This window comes from Pseudoalteromonas caenipelagi (assembly GCF_013140855.1).
Classification (GTDB): domain Bacteria; phylum Pseudomonadota; class Gammaproteobacteria; order Enterobacterales; family Alteromonadaceae; genus Pseudoalteromonas; species Pseudoalteromonas caenipelagi.
The window spans coordinates 25901-41534 of record NZ_JABBPG010000004.1 but is presented as its reverse complement, the minus strand read 5'-3'; the positions used below and the strand labels follow the sequence as shown (position 1 = coordinate 41534).

The window sequence follows — 15634 nt, the reverse complement described above, 5'->3', positions numbered from 1 at the left end:
AGTGTTGGGAGTGCTAATAAGACTGGGTTCGTCAACGCGTTTACTAACTATGTGGCATAAACTACTAGATGTACCTATGATAGTTTATTCAAAAACGCAGTCTTATTAGCAATACTAATTAGTTAAGTGGCGAAATTTTATCGGTTTAAAAAAGATAGTCAAATACTAGTTAAATAGCCATTTAGCGGTATAAATGTTTTGACTTCTCTTTTTTTATCATCTAACCTTTTAGACGTCTAAACATCCAACTTTCTAGGTGATGAAATGAGTCAAAGAAAAAAGTCGACGATTGCAGTGCGCCACGGTATTGAAGCGGATAAGCACCACGGTGCGGTCGTGCCTCCACTTTATCTATCAACGACCTACTCGTTCGCCGATTTTGATACCAAACGTGCTTATGATTATGGCCGTAGCGGTAATCCTAATCGAGATACGCTAGCGCAAACTCTTGCCCAGCTCGAAGGAGGTGAAAGAGGTATTATTACTGCAACCGGTATGTCGGCTGTACACCTGGTGACTCAACTTTTAAATCACGATGACACCTTAGTGATCCCTCATGATTGCTATGGTGGAAGTTATCGCTTATTTACATCTTTGCAAAAGCGTGGATTGCTAAAACTCGAAGTGCTCGATTTAACTCAACCAAAAAGTTATGAGCAAATAAAAACAATAAAGCCTAAACTTGTGTGGATAGAAACGCCGAGTAATCCTATTTTAAGACTCACTGACATTAAAGCTGTCGCACAGGCTGCAAAAGACGTAGGGGCTTTAGTCGCCGCTGATAATACTTTCTTATCTCCGGCACTGCAAAACCCAATAAAATTTGGTGTAGATATTGTTGTGCACTCAACGACGAAATATATCAATGGTCACTCTGATGTTGTTGGTGGTGCGGTCATTGCTAAAACGGCAGAATTGGGTGAAGAGCTAGCTTGGTGGGCAAACAATATAGGCATAACTGGTGCGCCGTTCGATAGTTATTTAACGCTAAGAGGATTACGCACTTTGAATGTACGTTTAAGACAGCATCAAGAAAACGCACTTACTATTGCAAAGTATCTAGCGCAGTCACCTTATGTGAGCCAAGTGTATTACCCAGGCCTAGAATCACACCCTCAGCACGAACTAGCTAAACAACAGCAAGAGGGATTTGGTGGGATGGTGAGTTTCGATATTAAAGGTGGTTTGCAAGAATCAGCAGCCTTCTTGACGAGCTTAAAGCAATTTTCTTTGGCCGAATCGTTAGGGGGAGTTGAAAGTTTAATTTGTCACCCTGCTACAATGACTCATGCAGGCATGGAACCACAAGCACGTTTAGAAGCTGGTGTGGGAGACACTTTGATACGTATTTCTGTGGGTATTGAAGATGTACAGGATTTACTGGATGACTTGGAGCAAGCATTTAATAGGCTTCACACTGGCTGTCAGAGCGCTTCAGATGAAGGTAAAACGTTTAAACTAACGCCGGCACATACGGCTTTGTGGTAAGAAAATGACTAAAGTAGTACATAAATTCGGAGGCTCTAGCCTCAGTTCTGCAGAGCGTTATCAAGCCGTTGCGCAAATTGTGTTAAGTCATTGCCGAGCTGGTGATTGTGTGGTGGTCTCCGCAGCGGGTAAGACTACAAATACGTTGGTTAAGTTGTGGGAAAGCTATCAGCAAGATGATAGCCAGGGCTTTAGTGATATTTTATTGCAGGTAGAAAATCATCAAGCGGAGCTTATACGAGCACTGTTTGAGTCTCAGCAACAACACACGTTACTAGAGCAACTTGATTTAGAGCTGCAACGGATAACATCACATGCAAAACAAGATACGCTTCATGAAGCTACATTGCTGGCACACGGCGAATTATGGTCGGCAAGGTTGCTCGCTTGCTATTTATCACAATTAGGATTTGCCGCTGAGCACGTCGATGCAAGAAACCTTTTCACATTGCATCATGGGCAGTTGTTGCATCAGCAGAATAAGCAGGCTTGCATGGAGCGATTAAAAGACACGTCGCTGTATGTGGTTACTGGTTTTATAGCTAGCGATGTTGAGAAGAATACAGTTACTCTGGGACGCAATGGCAGTGACTATAGTGCGACATTGTTGGCAAGCTATATTGATGCAGATGCTGTATCTATTTGGACCGACACGCAGGGCGTTTTCAGTACCGATCCTCGTAAAGTAGCAAATGCGATTAAATATCCCAAAGTGTGTAGAGCACAGGCGCATTTGCTGGCGCGTTTAGGTAATCCAGTATTGCATGCTAAGACGCTTTCTCCACTTAAGCACAGCAAAATAAAGCTACAGGTTCGAAGTAGTTTTGATGTTGAATCCCCTCCAACCGAGATTGTTAAAGAAGGCTACAGTAAGGCTAAGCGTTTTATCACCACGTTTGAAGACTTAGACCTAGTCCGCGTGGATGCTATTGCACCCGGTGAAGTGGGGCAGCTAAGTCAAATCATCCAGCATAGTATTCATCACTTCAGTGCCCAAGGCGAAACGTTTATTTTAGTGCCAGCGCAAAGCACGCATCGTGTTTTAAAGGCATTATCAGGGCGTGCGAATATAGTTGAAAGCGCCTTGCAGGGCTTTGCCGTTGTTGCACCATCGGCCAATATTGCTCAGCTGCAAGCGCAGGCAGCTCAGTTACTGCATGAACAAAATATCGTCGTGCGTTTTAACCACAAAGATAATGAATATGCGCTGTTCTTAACTGATCAGGCAATTGATAGCGATGTGTTAGCGATTTTACACGACAAGTTAGTGAATAAAGGACGAGAGCTGGCGGTAGTCATCGCGGGCTTAGGCAATGTAGGTGAAGTTTTTGTCAATCAGTGTCAGCGACAGGTAGCACATTTACAACAACAGTTCGATGTGAAAGTTGTAGCTTTGCTACGCTCAAAAAAGATGCTGTTTTCGGCTAACGGGATCTCATTGTCAGCTTGGCAGCAGCAGTGGCAAAACGAGTCTGTTGATTATAATAATGAGGACTTAATCGAGCGTATTGGCGAGCTTGACTATGAGCACAAAGTGGTTATTGATATCACTGCGAGTGAGGAGTTTAGTAAGTTATATCCGCAATTGGTTAAGCAAGACTGTCACTTGATCAGCGCAAATAAGTATGCAGGTACGGCAGAAAGCACGTGGTACCAGCAGCTACGTGAACAGCTCAACGAGCGTAGCTTGCACTGGCGATATAACACCAGTGTTGGCGCTGGCTTACCAATCAACTTTGCGCTAGCTGATTTGCAGCATAGTGGTGACAAAGTCACGCAAATTGAAGGTGTTTTTTCAGGGACCTTATCATGGCTATGCAGCAGCTTTGACGGTAGCAAGCCCTTTTCCAGCTTAGTGCTAGAAGCCAAGGATATGGGCTACACGGAGCCTGATCCTCGAGAAGATTTATCTGGTCGAGATATGCAGCGCAAACTGCTGATTTTAGCAAGAGACATTGGTCTAACTCTGGATTTGGCTGATATAGAGCTAGAGCCCTTGATGCCAGATGATTTAGCTCAAGGTAGCTGGGATGAATTTTTAGCTCGCAAGGGGGAGTTAGATAGCTTTTATGAGCATCTATACCAACAGGGAATAACGCAAGACAAAGTGCTGAGATATACTGGCTCCTTGCAAGTTTTTGCATCTGGGAAAGCAAAAGCGAAAGTTGGTATCGCCTACGTTGATAAGTCATCAGCGATTGCTAATTTAACCCCTGGCGACAACATCTTTGTGATCAAGAGTGTCTGGTATGAAGATAACCCGCTTGTGTTGCAAGGGCCTGGAGCGGGTAAAGAAGTCACGGCAGCCGGAGTACATTCTGATTTGTATTGGCTAGTTCAACGGCTAAAGTAGGTAATTGGACAATAAAAAAGGCGATTTATGAATCGCCTTTTTTATTGCTCTTGATTATCAAAACAGCTCTTCTTGTAAAGGCTTGTCACCAAATGGTGTGCTGTTGTTTTCATCTAGCGCATATTTAGTCGGCGCTGTACCAGAGATAAAGTATTCAAAGCGACTGGTGTGGTCATTTTTGTTACTCAACAACCCTGTTTTCAAGTCGATCCGCGTTGAGATCAACCCTGGTGGGGGTTCAACAGGGGCTTCCGGTTGATTTGCCAGTGCTACTTTCATGAATTCAACCCAAGCAGGTTGCGCCGTCGTGGCACCCGACTCAGCTCCCACAATTTGGTTACTCCCTAGGTTGGTGTTATATGCGGCCCGCCCTAGAGGTTTACCAGCATCATCAAAGCCAACCCAAACGGTGGTTAACACGTTACGGTTAAAGCCGCTAAACCATGTATCCACGGAGTCATTGGTTGTACCGGTTTTTCCTGCTAAATCACGACGTTTGAGTGCTTGTGCCCGCCACCCCGTACCTGTCCAACCTGTTTTATGTTTCCAGCTTCCACCTCCCCAAATAGCGCTATGCATTGCACTGGCAACTAAAAAGGCATTCTGCTGCGATATAACTCTGGGGGCACACTGCTGTGACTGAGTTTCTAACTGCTCTTCATCACAGGCGATTAAGGGTTGTGCTTGGCCCAGGGTATTACCAAACGCATCTTGAAGTTCGCTGATAAAGTAAGGTTCGATCAGATGACCACCGTTAGCAAAGGTACTCATCCCTCTGGCCATTTCTAGTGGTGTGATGGCGGCACTCCCTAAGGCAAGAGATTCACTACGATTAATGTCTCCATCCGCAAAGCCAAACTTAAGTAAATGATCTGCTGTACGCTGTAAGCCTACGCCTTTTAGTAACCGAACAGATACCACGTTCTTAGATTGAGCTAATGCGCGACGAATGCGAATGGGACCATTATATACTTCAGGACTGTTTTTAGGGCGCCAAGCCACACCAACGCTTTTATCCCATTGATTAATCGGCGCATCATTGATAATGGTTGCCAGTGTATAACCACTCTCAAATGCCGCAGAGTAAATGAATGGCTTGATATTAGAGCCCACTTGACGTTTCGCCTGTGTAGCACGGTTATACTGACTTTGAGCGAAACTGTATCCGCCCACTAGGGCTTTAATTCGACCATTTTGCGGGTCCATAGAAACTAAGGCGCTTGCAGGTCTTGGATACTGGCTTAGTTGCCAAGTATCTGCTATTTGGCGAACCCAAACCTGCATGCCTGGCGAGAGTATCTCAGAAGCCGTTTTCGGTGGCATTGCTTGGCGGGTATCAGAAATATATCCGCGTGCCCACTTTAAGCCCTCCCAAGGGAGCGTTATATAGTCACCAGATTTCAGTAATGCGGTCACACTTTGCTCTGCTACATCAACAACCACGGCAGCTTTAAGGGGATCTATCTCTTTTGCATTATGAAGCGCTTCTATAATCTCTTGGCTACTTAGCGCAGATTGCTCTTCTGTCCACAAAACGCGTTCAGGACCACGATAGCCATGTCGCATATCATAACTATGTAGATTATTTATAAGAGCTTGTTGTGCTGCCTTTTGAATTTGTGATTCAACGGTTGTGAAGACTTTAAACCCACTGTTATAGGCTTTATCTTCGCCATAGGTATCAACCATATAGCTGCGTACCATTTCAGCAATGTAGGGAGCATACAGCTCTATTTCTGCGCCATGGAACTTTGCTGTAATGGGGGCTAAACGCGCTTCATCATACTGCGCTTTGGAAATATATTTTTCCTTGAGCATGCGGCTCAAAACCACGTTTCTGCGTAATTTAGCACGAGTAGGGTTTCTAATAGGGTTTAATGCTGAGGGAGCCTTTGGTAAACCTGCAATCATTGCCATTTGTGCCAAAGTAAGCTCTTTTAAGTCTTTGCCATAATAAACTTGTGCCGCAGCACCAATACCAAAAGCGCGATTACCTAGCTCTATTTTGTTTAAATACAGCTCAAGAATTTCATCCTTTGTAAGTAATTGCTCAATATGTAACGCGATAAAAATCTCTTTCACCTTACGAATATACGCTTTTTCTCGAGTTAAAAAGAAATTACGGGCAAGCTGCATGGTGATAGTACTAGCACCTTGCTTCTTCTGCCCGGTGCTAATTAGTACGATTGCTGAACGTATTATCCCAATTGGATCAACGCCAAAGTGTTCATAAAAGCGATTGTCTTCCGTTGCGAGAAAGGCCTGCAGCAGAGGTTTTGGAATGTCGTCTATTTTGACCGGAATACGGCGTTTTTCTCCAAATTGGTTTATCAGCTTGCCATCTTGAGTAAATACTTGCATCGGAGTTTGTAGCTGTACATCACGTAACACCTCGACACTGGGTATATCTTGTTTGACATAATAATAAAGACTGATTAACGTTAGCAGGGCTAAAACGCCTATTGCGATGAAAAATTGTATTGCTCTTCTCAATAAAGTCACGGAATGTTCCCTAGTTAGACTCCCAATTATAGGTAGACACTGCTAGTATATCTTGAATAAAAAACGATTAATAATTTTCGCGTTATAATTATAACTTATTAAAAGTTAAAACAAAGGATAAAGACCAAACGCATGCTCAGTAACCTTTTTCAAAAGCAAGCTCCGATGATGATTGGTATTGATATTGGCTCGCATTGTGTCAAGGCCGTACTGTTGTCGCAATCTTCTGCTGGCTATCGTGTTGAAGCGGTAGCAATTGAGCTTGTGCCGAAGGGGGCTATCACTGAACGAACAATCCAAGATATTGAAGCGATTGGACGAGTGATAGGAAAAATCAAAAAGCGCATTCCGAGGCTGACTCAGTTTGGCGCAGTAGCCGTCTCAGGGCAAACCGTGATCACCAAAGTAATTTTTATGGATGTCTCATTAACCGATGCTGAACTCGAATCGCAAATAGCGATTGAAGCCGACAGCCTGATCCCTTACTCGCTCGATGAAGTGAGTATTGATTTTGAGAAAATATCTGTGAATGATGCTGATCCTTCCAAAGTCAACGTATTGTTATCAGCTGCGCGCACCGAAAGTGTGGAGGCGAGAGTCGGTGCATTGGAAGAAGGTGGATATCAAGCAAAGGTGGTCGATGTTGAAAACTACGCATTGAGTAGATCTTTAACGGTACTATACAGTCAGTTACCCGCGGATGCCTTTGATAAAACGGTGGCTATCATTGATATCGGAGCTGCAATCAGTTTGGTGAGTGTGGTGCTGTCTGGAAAAACGATTTATACGCGTGACCAAGTGTTTGGCGGTGAACAATACACAAATAGTATTGTTGCTTACTATAACAAGACTTTTGATGAAGCTGAAATCGCAAAAACAACGGGGGATTTACCGCCAAACTATATATTCGAAGTGCTAGCGCCCTTTCAAACGGCTTTGTTACAGCAAGTACGCAGAGCAGTACAAATGTTTATCACAAGTAGTGGCAAAGAACAGATCGATTACATTGTGCTTACAGGTGGCACAGCATTGGTTGAAGGATTAGATAGACTATTAATAGAAGAGTTAGGGATTCATACTATTATTGCAGACCCATTTGCCGATATGGAAATAGCGCCGAAAGTCGATCGCAATGTTTTAGAGCGCCATAAACCACAGTTTGCAATTGCCACAGGTTTGGCATTGAGGAGCTTTTCGTCATGCCACATATAAATTTGCTTCCTTGGCGAGAGCAGCGCAGACAAGCATCACAAAAAAAGTTTCTATCGATTATTGCCGCCAATATTGTTGCGGTGCTTTTTGTTTTGTATTTAATTGGTTCTTTTTACGACGCTCTGACAGAAGGACAGCAAATAAAGAATGAATACCTGAATAAAGAGGTAGGTAAATTAGATAGCCGTATTGTGGAGATCAATGACCTGAGCCAGCAAAAAGAAAGTTTGCAAAGGCGGATCAATCTTATTGAAGAGTTACAAAGTAACAGAAACTTAGGGACTCAGATTATTGATGAGGTAGTACGAGTAGTACCTGCAGGTGTTTATTTAACTAGTTTAGAGCGTAAAGAAGACTTGATTAAAGTTGTGGGTCGTAGCGAATCAAATAACCGCCTCTCACAAATGCTGCGCTCTGTTGAAAGTTCTTATTTACTAGAACGGCCAACTATTCAGGGTATTGTTACCGGTGAGCAAAATTCACGTTTACTGAGTGATTTTACAATGCATTTTTATGTTAAACCGTTTCGTGAAATACAGGCGGCTGAGCGTGATAAATAGATTAGGTATTAGCGAGATAGCAGCGTGAATTTTGATTTGAAATCTATACAAAGTATTGATTGGAACGAGATTGAACTCGACAATATAGGTGAGTGGCCACTTGCTGTTAAAGTCATGTGTTGTGCATTGGTGGTGGTGATTACTTTTGTCGTTGGCTACAGTTTGCTGGTTTCTAATTCGATAGCTAAATACGAGCACGTAGTTCAACAAGAGGCACAGTTGCGTACCAGTTATCGCATTAAATATGCTCGAGCTAATAACTTAGACCTATATCGTCAACAAATGAAAGATATGGAGGCGCAGTTCTCGCTACTATTACGCCAGTTACCATCCTCAAATGAAACGCCAGGTCTACTCGATGATTTGACGTACGTAGGTACCTCTAGTGGCTTGACTTTCTTAAAGATTGGCTGGTTACCTGAAAATAAAAAAGAGTTTTACACTGAACTGCCAATTAAATTGGAAGTCGTTGGGACATATCATGAGTTTGGAGAGTTTGTTAGTAAAGTTGCACAGTTGCCACGTATTGTTAGCTTACATGATTTCAGAATAGAAAATGCAGGTAGTAACTCTTTGATATTTAGCGTAGTAGCGAAAACATATCGTTATGGGCAGGGTGATGAGCCATGACAAAACATAACGCATATTTGATGCTTGTCTTAAGTGTGCTGTTTGGGTGTAACGATAATACAGCAGAGCAAAAAGAGTTTATTGATCAAATTCAGGCAAGTGCGACACCGCAAGTTGAACCGGTTCCGCAAATGCGAGACTTTACGCATTTTGCTTACACGGCCCATAATTTAAGAAGCCCCTTTGTGGCGCCGGAGCCTGAAGTGATAGAGAGTAAAATGATTCAGGTGCAAAATTGTTTGCACCCTGACCCTGATAGAGCAAGAGATCCACTCGAAAAATATCCAATAGATACGCTTTCGATGAAAGGGACAATTGCAACCCAAAACGTAACATGGGCGCTGATTAAAGCATCTGATCAAGGTCTATATAAAATAAAAAGAGGCCAGTATATGGGTCTTTATCATGGTGAAGTTATTAATGTACAACCAGGATATATTGAATTATTAGAATTAATCCCTGATGGCAGTGGCTGTTGGAAAGAACGGCTATCAAGAGTCGAGATCCGAGAAGCGCAAGGGAGTGGTGTGAGTGAATAACAACAAAGGTAGTGAAAGTATGTCCCATGCTTGGAGTAGTTTGAGCGTAAAAGGTTTAATATGTAGCACATTGCTGGCTATAACAGGCTGGGCTCAAGCGTTGCCTATGTTATACGATGTGCGTTACAACCCCGTACCTAATGGGGAGACTCAGCTCGAGCTGGTTTTTGACGAGCAGCTAAGTGGCGAGCCGCAAGTTAAAGCGCTTACTGACCCTGCAAGGTTAGAATTGTTTTTTCCCAAAGTTGAATTTGAGGAAAGTCTCAAAGCACTTAAAGTCAACAAAGCGGGGATCACTACAATTGAAAGCATGTTAACTGATGATGGAGTGATAGTAACGGTACATATGGAGCAATTAAAGCTCTATAAATCCTTTGTAAAAAATAATATCGCCTATTTGCAGGTTTCTGACAACCCGATCCCTTCTGCTGAAGGGGATGCGATACAAGCGCAGAAAAACCAAATTCAATCAATTGACTTTAGACGAGGAGACAAAGGCGAGGCGAAGGTACTTGCGTTTTTAAATACTCCTCAAGCAGCAATAGATGTGCAAGAGCGTGGTGGTAAAATTTACGCCGACTTTCACCATATTGATATCCCTGATGATCTATTATATGAATTAGATGTAATGGACTTTGGCACAATAGTTAACCGCGTTGAAACTTTCAGGGAAGATGGCAAAAGCCGCTTGGTTATCGAGCCAAAAGAAGCGTTTAAATACACATATCAGCAGCTTGGTAACATTTTCACGCTAACAGTAGAAAAAGACGATGAAGAACGAAGCTTTGGTATCAGCAGGAATTACCAAGGACAGCCAATTACGCTGAATTTTCAAGATATTCCGGTACGTTCAGTATTGCAAATTATTGCAGATACTAACAATTTCAATCTAGTTACCAGCGACTCAGTTGCGGGAAATATTACGCTACGTTTAGATGGTGTACCTTGGGACCAAGCATTAGATGTTGTTTTACGCATCAAAGGCTTAGACAAGCGCATGGATGGCTCAATTTTGATGGTTGCACCATCAGAAGAGCTCGCAGCTCGAGAGGCTAAGGAGCTTCAAGCGCGTAAGCAAGTTGAGGAATTAGAGCCGCTTTATAGTGAATATATTCAACTTAATTATGCGAAAGCGGAAGAGTTTGCCGATTTATTAAAAACAGATATTAACAGCATCGTCAGCGAGCGAGGCAGCGTGTCAGTTGATAAGCGTACTAATACCCTGCTTATTAAAGACAGTGCGCGTAGTATCGAAAGTATCAGGCGAATGGTTGAAACTTTGGACGTACCGGTCAAGCAGGTTAGAATTGAGTCACGAATGGTGACCGTTAAAGATAACGTTCAAGAAGACTTGGGAGTGCGCTGGGGGTTTGGAGATCAGCAAGGTACTGATGCAATATCAGGTAACTTAACAGGTGCTCAGCAATTATCGAACGGTCAAATTCCAGATCTTGCAAACCGTTTAAATGTGAATCTGCCAGTATCAGGAACCTCGGCTGGTACAATTGGGATGCATATTGCGAAACTTGCAGATGGTACTTTGATTGATCTAGAGCTTTCAGCACTAGAACAAGAGAACAAGGGTGAAATTATCGCAACACCTAGTATCACCACAGCCAATCAAAAGAAAGCGAGAATTGAGCAAGGTACAGAAATACCCTATGTTGAAGCCGCATCTAGTGGTGCTACCTCAGTTAGCTTCAAAAAAGCAGTATTAAGTTTGGAAGTGACACCACAAATTACACCTGATAACAAAATTATATTAGACTTAGTAATTACGCAGGATACTCGAGGAGATAATGTCCAGACTCCAAATGGTCCTGCGGTGGCCATTAATACTCAGCAAATACAGACGCAAGTTTTGGTAGATAATGGTCAAACGGTTGTCTTGGGTGGGATATACCAGCAAGAAATTACCAGCGCGGTAAGTAAAATTCCACTGTTAGGTGACATTCCATACTTAGGTGCGATGTTTAGAAACACCCGAGAAATAAATGAGAAAAAAGAATTACTGATTTTCGTGACCCCAAAGATCATGCTTGACAGTCAGTAATAAGTGAATAGTTGAACGAATTTACGTACTGTAGTTGCTTTTTATACTATTTGACTTGAAATCGTTCGTGGATTACTGAGATAATCCCCTCCTTAATTTTGGGGCCAGGTCGTTAGGCGGGGTTTTATTTCAAATTTTAGAGTTCGTTAGTACTAAAAAGATATGGCTGAGAAACGTAATATATTTCTAGTAGGCCCTATGGGGGCTGGTAAGAGCACAATTGGTCGTCACCTAGCTGATCAATTACACCTTGAATTTTTCGACTCGGATCAAGAAATTGAACGCCGTACAGGCGCAGATATTGCGTGGGTGTTTGATCTTGAGGGTGAAGAAGGTTTCCGAGTGCGTGAAGAGGGCGTAATTTCGGACCTTACAGAAATGCAAGGTATAGTTTTAGCAACGGGTGGTGGTTCTGTCGTAAGCAAAGAAGTGCGTAATAAGTTGTCTGCGCGCGGAATTGTTGTTTACCTTGAAACGCCAATTGAAAAACAAGTTGCTCGCACTCAACGTGATAAACGTCGTCCTCTGTTGCAAACAGAAGAAGCGCCACGCGATGTACTAGAGCGTTTAGCAGAGGAACGAGAGCCTCTGTACAAAGAAGTTGCAGACTTTGTAGTACGCACTGATGAGCAAAGTGCAAAGGTTGTAGCAAATCAAATCATAGAAAAGCTAGATTTTTAATTTTGACCACCTAGGAGGGATAGATGCTTGAGTTGAAGGTAGATTTAAACGAGCGCAGCTATCCTATCTATATAGGGCAAAACTTACTAGCAGATGCCGGACGGCTCACCAAGTACATCGGTCAATGCCGTCCTGTCATCATTACCAACCATACTATTGCGCCATTGTATCTAGGCAGTTTACTGGATGCGCTTAATGGCTATGAGCCGTTACATTTTTGTCTTCCTGACGGTGAGCAATACAAAACCCTTGAATATTTCGAGCAGGTCAATGCCTTTTTGTTGCAAAATAATTGTGGCAGAGATACTTGTTTAATCGCCCTTGGTGGCGGTGTTATCGGAGACTTAACTGGGTTTGTTGCTGCGTGTTATCAACGTGGTATACCTTTTATTCAAATGCCAACTACTTTGCTATCGCAAGTCGACTCTTCGGTTGGTGGTAAAACGGCCGTTAATCATCCGTTAGGCAAAAATATGATTGGCGCCTTTTATCAACCTAAAGCGGTATTCATTGACACCAATAGTTTATCCTCCTTGCCCGCCCGTGAATTTGCAGCTGGGATGGCTGAGGTCATAAAATACGGTCTCATTTATGATGAGCCATTTTTGACATTTTTAGAAGATAACCACACGGCGCTCACTGAGTTAAACCAAAATGTGCTGATGCAGGTTATTCATCGTTGTTGTCAAATTAAAGCGCAAATTGTAGCTCAAGATGAAACTGAAGCGGGTGTAAGAGCATTATTAAATCTAGGGCATACTTTTGGTCATGCTATCGAAGCTCAAATGGGTTACGGCAACTGGTTGCATGGTGAAGCTGTTGCAGTTGGCATGGTATTAGCGGCAAAACTGGCTTCGTTACGAGATACTTTGACTAGCTCAGAAGTTACGAGAATAGAAGCATTAATAGCTAGTTATCAATTGCCAACAGACGTGCCAGCACAGATGAATTCTGAACAGTTCTTGTTGCATATGCGAAAAGATAAAAAGAACAAAAAAGGGCGCATTCGTTTTATAGTACCAACTTCATTGGGTACTTGTGCATTGGTAGATGATGTGTCAGATGACACGGTGAGATTGCTGATAGGGCGCTAATGCAGTCGCAAATATTACCAAGTCGATCCGCCTTAGTGGATCGTATCGCATTACAGTTTGAATATGGGCAAAACCTGATTTGTTTAGTGGGATCTTCAGGATTAGGCAAAAGCTATATTGCGGAATCTTTTATTACTGGTAAGTACCCCGAGTTCAATAAAGCTTACATCCAACTCTCCGCCACAACAAAAGACTCAGACCTAACAACACAATTATTGCAACATAGCTTTAGAGGCCCTTTAATCGACCAGCAGCTATCTCTGAGCAAGAACTTCTATAATCTATATAGTCAATCACCTTGTGGCCCTTGTTTATGGGTGTTAGATGGCGCGCGACACTTATCAGATGAGATGATTGAGCAGTTACAAATATTAGCGAAAAAATGTCCTGAAACGCTTTATATATTAGTAACAGCACAAGCGCCAAACATGTTAAGAGGTGCTTTGGATATTCATATTGAACCGTTATCTATGGCAGAGTCTCGCCGTTTGATGGAAATGTTCTTTAAACAATTACCGCCACTTGAAGATCCTATTTTTCATACCTTCTTACGAGGTTGTGCCGGAAATCCTGCGGTATTACTTGAGTGGCAAAGTGAGCAGCAAGTCGATTTGCGAGCCGCACCTAAAAAAACAACAAAGCTATCTTGGCACCTTGTTCTTTTCACCGTTATTTTGGCCATGCTAATGACTGCATTCATTTATCAAAAGGAGCTAATTGCGCTATTACCAGAGCCAGAAGAGAACACTCAACTAGATACGGTCATAACTGCTACGCAAGCTGCAAATGATGGGCAAAAAACCGACATCCCTTTAACAGTCAATACTGCGGATGTTTCTAAGCCTGTAACAGCCGAAAATGAAACGCAAGAACCCGTTGTGAGTGAGACTGAATTACCAACCAGCAAACAAAGTAGTGTCGTAAAACAGCAGGATGTGGCTGCCATTGTCTCGGCGCTGGCAAGCGGCAGTGATGTCGCAGAGGGGGCTGGCACAGTTGAGACGACAGCAGCACCTATAGTCGCTGAGGCGCTGGCTGAGCAACTCGTTGAAGGAACAGAGCAGCGTCCACAGTCCGTGACTGTTACGCAACCGAAAAATGTTCAATCAGATCAGCAAGGGTCAAAAGCACCTTCGGCGGGTAATGCACAAACGCTAGATGACGGTATCTGGTTGATGGCGCGTGAAGACAGTGAATGGGCTGTTCAGCTTTTAGCGGTGAAAGATAAAGCAGTGGCACGAGAATTTATCGAGCAGCATAGGCTAGACAACATAAAAATTTATAGAGCTAACCGCAGTAGTCAAATATGGTGGATTGTCATTTTGGGGCCATTTTCGAGTTTAGAGCAGGCTCAGCAAGCAAAATCAGCTTTGTCTGAGCAAATATTAAGTGGCCAACCATTTTTCAAGAAAGTTGATAAAATAAAACAAGAAATTAGTCTACCGACTCGGTAATCATAGACTTTTAGTGTAAAATCGGCCCACATTTTTTATAAATAGAATCAGCATGCAACAAAAGACTCGCGCCTTCCTAAAATGGGCAGGTGGAAAATACAGTTTGGTTGAAGACATTGCGCGTAGGTTAAAAACCGCAAGTCAAGAAGCAGACACGTTAGTTGAGCCGTTTGTAGGTGCAGGTTCAGTATTCTTAAATACTGATTTTAAATATTATTACTTAAATGATATCAATGCTGATTTGATCAATTTATACAATGAGCTTAAGCGCCAACCTGATGAATTTGTAAGCGATGCAAAAAAACTGTTTGTTGAGCTGAACAATCACCCAGATGCATATTATGCTTATCGTTTACAGTTTAACGAAAGCGTCGACATTTACGAGCGCGCTATTTTATTTCTGTACATGAACCGCCATGGTTACAATGGATTATGTCGTTACAATCTAAAGGGTATATTCAATGTTCCTTTTGGAAAATATAAGCGACCATATTTTCCTGAAAAAGAGATGTATGCATTTGCCTGCAAGGCGCAAAGGGCCACGTTCACCTGTAAAAGTTATACGGATGTCTTTCGCAAAATTCCTGAAAACGCAGTTGTGTATTGCGATCCTCCTTATGTCCCTTTGAGTAAAACCGCTTCGTTTACGTCTTATGCTAAAGGAGGTTTTGATTTGGATGATCAGGCGAACCTAGCAAACTTAGCTGAGCAAACGGCATTTGTTCACAAAACGCCTGTATTAATTTCAAATCATGATACTGTATGGACTCGAAAAATATATAGTCAAGCTAACTTAGACGTTATTCAGGTCAAACGGACTATCAGTCCCAAAGGGGGCGCACGAAACAAAGTCAATGAGCTCATGGCTATGTACCATAAGCAAAAACCTTACTGTGCTAAGTAGTTTACGAAAGCGGATAGCGTAACGACTAACGCCGCAACTAAGATGATGCCGACAATCAAGTAAGGAGCGATTGCAGGTTTACTGAAATCATCATGATACTTCTTCTCGCTCTGCACGCCAAACATTGCTGCTAAAACGCTTTGTAGTACGCGAAGTAAGGTCAC

General features: G+C 42.7%; 13 protein-coding genes. 11 read left to right on the top strand and 2 right to left on the bottom strand.

All coding sequences use genetic code 11. The features are described from left to right. Positions 1–264 precede the first annotated feature (264 nt). Positions 265–1488 carry a cystathionine gamma-synthase gene (metB, locus tag HG263_RS11065; protein WP_171626146.1) on the top strand — a complete coding sequence of 408 codons (1224 nt, stop codon included), beginning with the start codon at positions 265–267 and terminating at the stop codon, positions 1486–1488. Between the two features lie 4 nt (positions 1489–1492). Continuing rightward, the gene (metL, locus tag HG263_RS11060) at positions 1493–3841 is read left to right on the top strand and encodes a bifunctional aspartate kinase/homoserine dehydrogenase II (RefSeq protein ID WP_171626145.1); all 2349 of its coding nucleotides are present in this window, start codon (positions 1493–1495) and stop codon (positions 3839–3841) included. 57 nt (positions 3842–3898) lie between these two features. On the opposite strand, the gene HG263_RS11055 is transcribed toward metL, so the two are convergent. Continuing rightward, positions 3899–6343, bottom strand: coding sequence for a PBP1A family penicillin-binding protein (locus HG263_RS11055; protein WP_171626144.1), 2445 nt, complete (start codon positions 6341–6343; stop codon positions 3899–3901). A gap of 132 nt (positions 6344–6475) precedes the next feature. Here HG263_RS11055 and HG263_RS11050 point away from each other — a divergent pair, with 132 nt between their 5' ends. The 9 genes from HG263_RS11050 (at position 6476) to HG263_RS11010 (ending at position 15470) form a co-directional block, all read left to right on the top strand. Then, a complete protein-coding gene (locus HG263_RS11050; RefSeq protein WP_171626143.1) occupies positions 6476–7555 on the top strand; it encodes a pilus assembly protein PilM in 1080 nt (359 codons plus the stop codon). Further along, the gene (locus HG263_RS11045) at positions 7543–8115 is read left to right on the top strand and encodes a PilN domain-containing protein (protein WP_171626142.1); all 573 of its coding nucleotides are present in this window, start codon (positions 7543–7545) and stop codon (positions 8113–8115) included. Before HG263_RS11050 ends, HG263_RS11045 begins: the two co-directional genes overlap by 13 nt. A 24-nt stretch (positions 8116–8139) precedes the next feature. Then, a complete protein-coding gene (locus HG263_RS11040; protein ID WP_171626141.1) occupies positions 8140–8745 on the top strand; it encodes a type 4a pilus biogenesis protein PilO in 606 nt (201 codons plus the stop codon). Continuing rightward, complete coding sequence (locus tag HG263_RS11035) at positions 8742–9284, top strand: pilus assembly protein PilP (protein WP_171626140.1); 543 nt, start codon at positions 8742–8744, stop codon at positions 9282–9284. The genes HG263_RS11040 and HG263_RS11035 overlap by 4 nt, the downstream gene beginning before the upstream one ends. 19 nt (positions 9285–9303) lie before the next feature. Continuing rightward, positions 9304–11337, top strand: coding sequence for a type IV pilus secretin PilQ (locus HG263_RS11030; RefSeq protein ID WP_171626456.1), 2034 nt, complete (start codon positions 9304–9306; stop codon positions 11335–11337). A 162-nt stretch (positions 11338–11499) separates the two neighbouring features. Continuing rightward, positions 11500–12018, top strand: coding sequence for a shikimate kinase AroK (aroK, locus tag HG263_RS11025; protein WP_152087244.1), 519 nt, complete (start codon positions 11500–11502; stop codon positions 12016–12018). Between the two features lie 23 nt (positions 12019–12041). Then, on the top strand, positions 12042–13112 hold the full coding sequence (aroB, locus tag HG263_RS11020) for a 3-dehydroquinate synthase (protein WP_171626139.1): 1071 nt from the start codon (positions 12042–12044) through the stop codon (positions 13110–13112). Continuing rightward, positions 13112–14566 carry an SPOR domain-containing protein gene (locus HG263_RS11015; RefSeq protein ID WP_171626138.1) on the top strand — a complete coding sequence of 485 codons (1455 nt, stop codon included), beginning with the start codon at positions 13112–13114 and terminating at the stop codon, positions 14564–14566. The genes aroB and HG263_RS11015 overlap by 1 nt, the downstream gene beginning before the upstream one ends. 52 nt (positions 14567–14618) lie before the next feature. After that, positions 14619–15470 (top strand): Dam family site-specific DNA-(adenine-N6)-methyltransferase, encoded by an 852-nt coding sequence (locus tag HG263_RS11010; protein WP_171626137.1) that lies wholly within the window; start codon positions 14619–14621, stop codon positions 15468–15470. Here HG263_RS11010 and HG263_RS11005 read toward each other — a convergent pair. Continuing rightward, positions 15455–15634 (bottom strand): DUF2970 domain-containing protein, encoded by a 180-nt coding sequence (locus tag HG263_RS11005; protein ID WP_343043985.1) that lies wholly within the window; start codon positions 15632–15634, stop codon positions 15455–15457. The genes HG263_RS11010 and HG263_RS11005 overlap by 16 nt on opposite strands.

Bases quoted from the DNA above. Each gene is read 5' to 3' on its own strand.
- metB (WP_171626146.1), top strand. From the start codon at position 265: ATGAGTCAAAGAAAAAAGTCGACGATTGCAGTGCGCCACGGTATTGAA.
- metL (WP_171626145.1), top strand. From the start codon at position 1,493: ATGACTAAAGTAGTACATAAATTCGGAGGCTCTAGCCTCAGTTCTGCA.
- HG263_RS11050 (WP_171626143.1), top strand. From the start codon at position 6,476: ATGCTCAGTAACCTTTTTCAAAAGCAAGCTCCGATGATGATTGGTATT.
- HG263_RS11045 (WP_171626142.1), top strand. From the start codon at position 7,543: ATGCCACATATAAATTTGCTTCCTTGGCGAGAGCAGCGCAGACAAGCA.
- HG263_RS11035 (WP_171626140.1), top strand. From the start codon at position 8,742: ATGACAAAACATAACGCATATTTGATGCTTGTCTTAAGTGTGCTGTTT.
- HG263_RS11030 (WP_171626456.1), top strand. From the start codon at position 9,304: ATGTCCCATGCTTGGAGTAGTTTGAGCGTAAAAGGTTTAATATGTAGC.
- aroK (WP_152087244.1), top strand. From the start codon at position 11,500: ATGGCTGAGAAACGTAATATATTTCTAGTAGGCCCTATGGGGGCTGGT.
- aroB (WP_171626139.1), top strand. From the start codon at position 12,042: ATGCTTGAGTTGAAGGTAGATTTAAACGAGCGCAGCTATCCTATCTAT.
- HG263_RS11015 (WP_171626138.1), top strand. From the start codon at position 13,112: ATGCAGTCGCAAATATTACCAAGTCGATCCGCCTTAGTGGATCGTATC.
- HG263_RS11010 (WP_171626137.1), top strand. From the start codon at position 14,619: ATGCAACAAAAGACTCGCGCCTTCCTAAAATGGGCAGGTGGAAAATAC.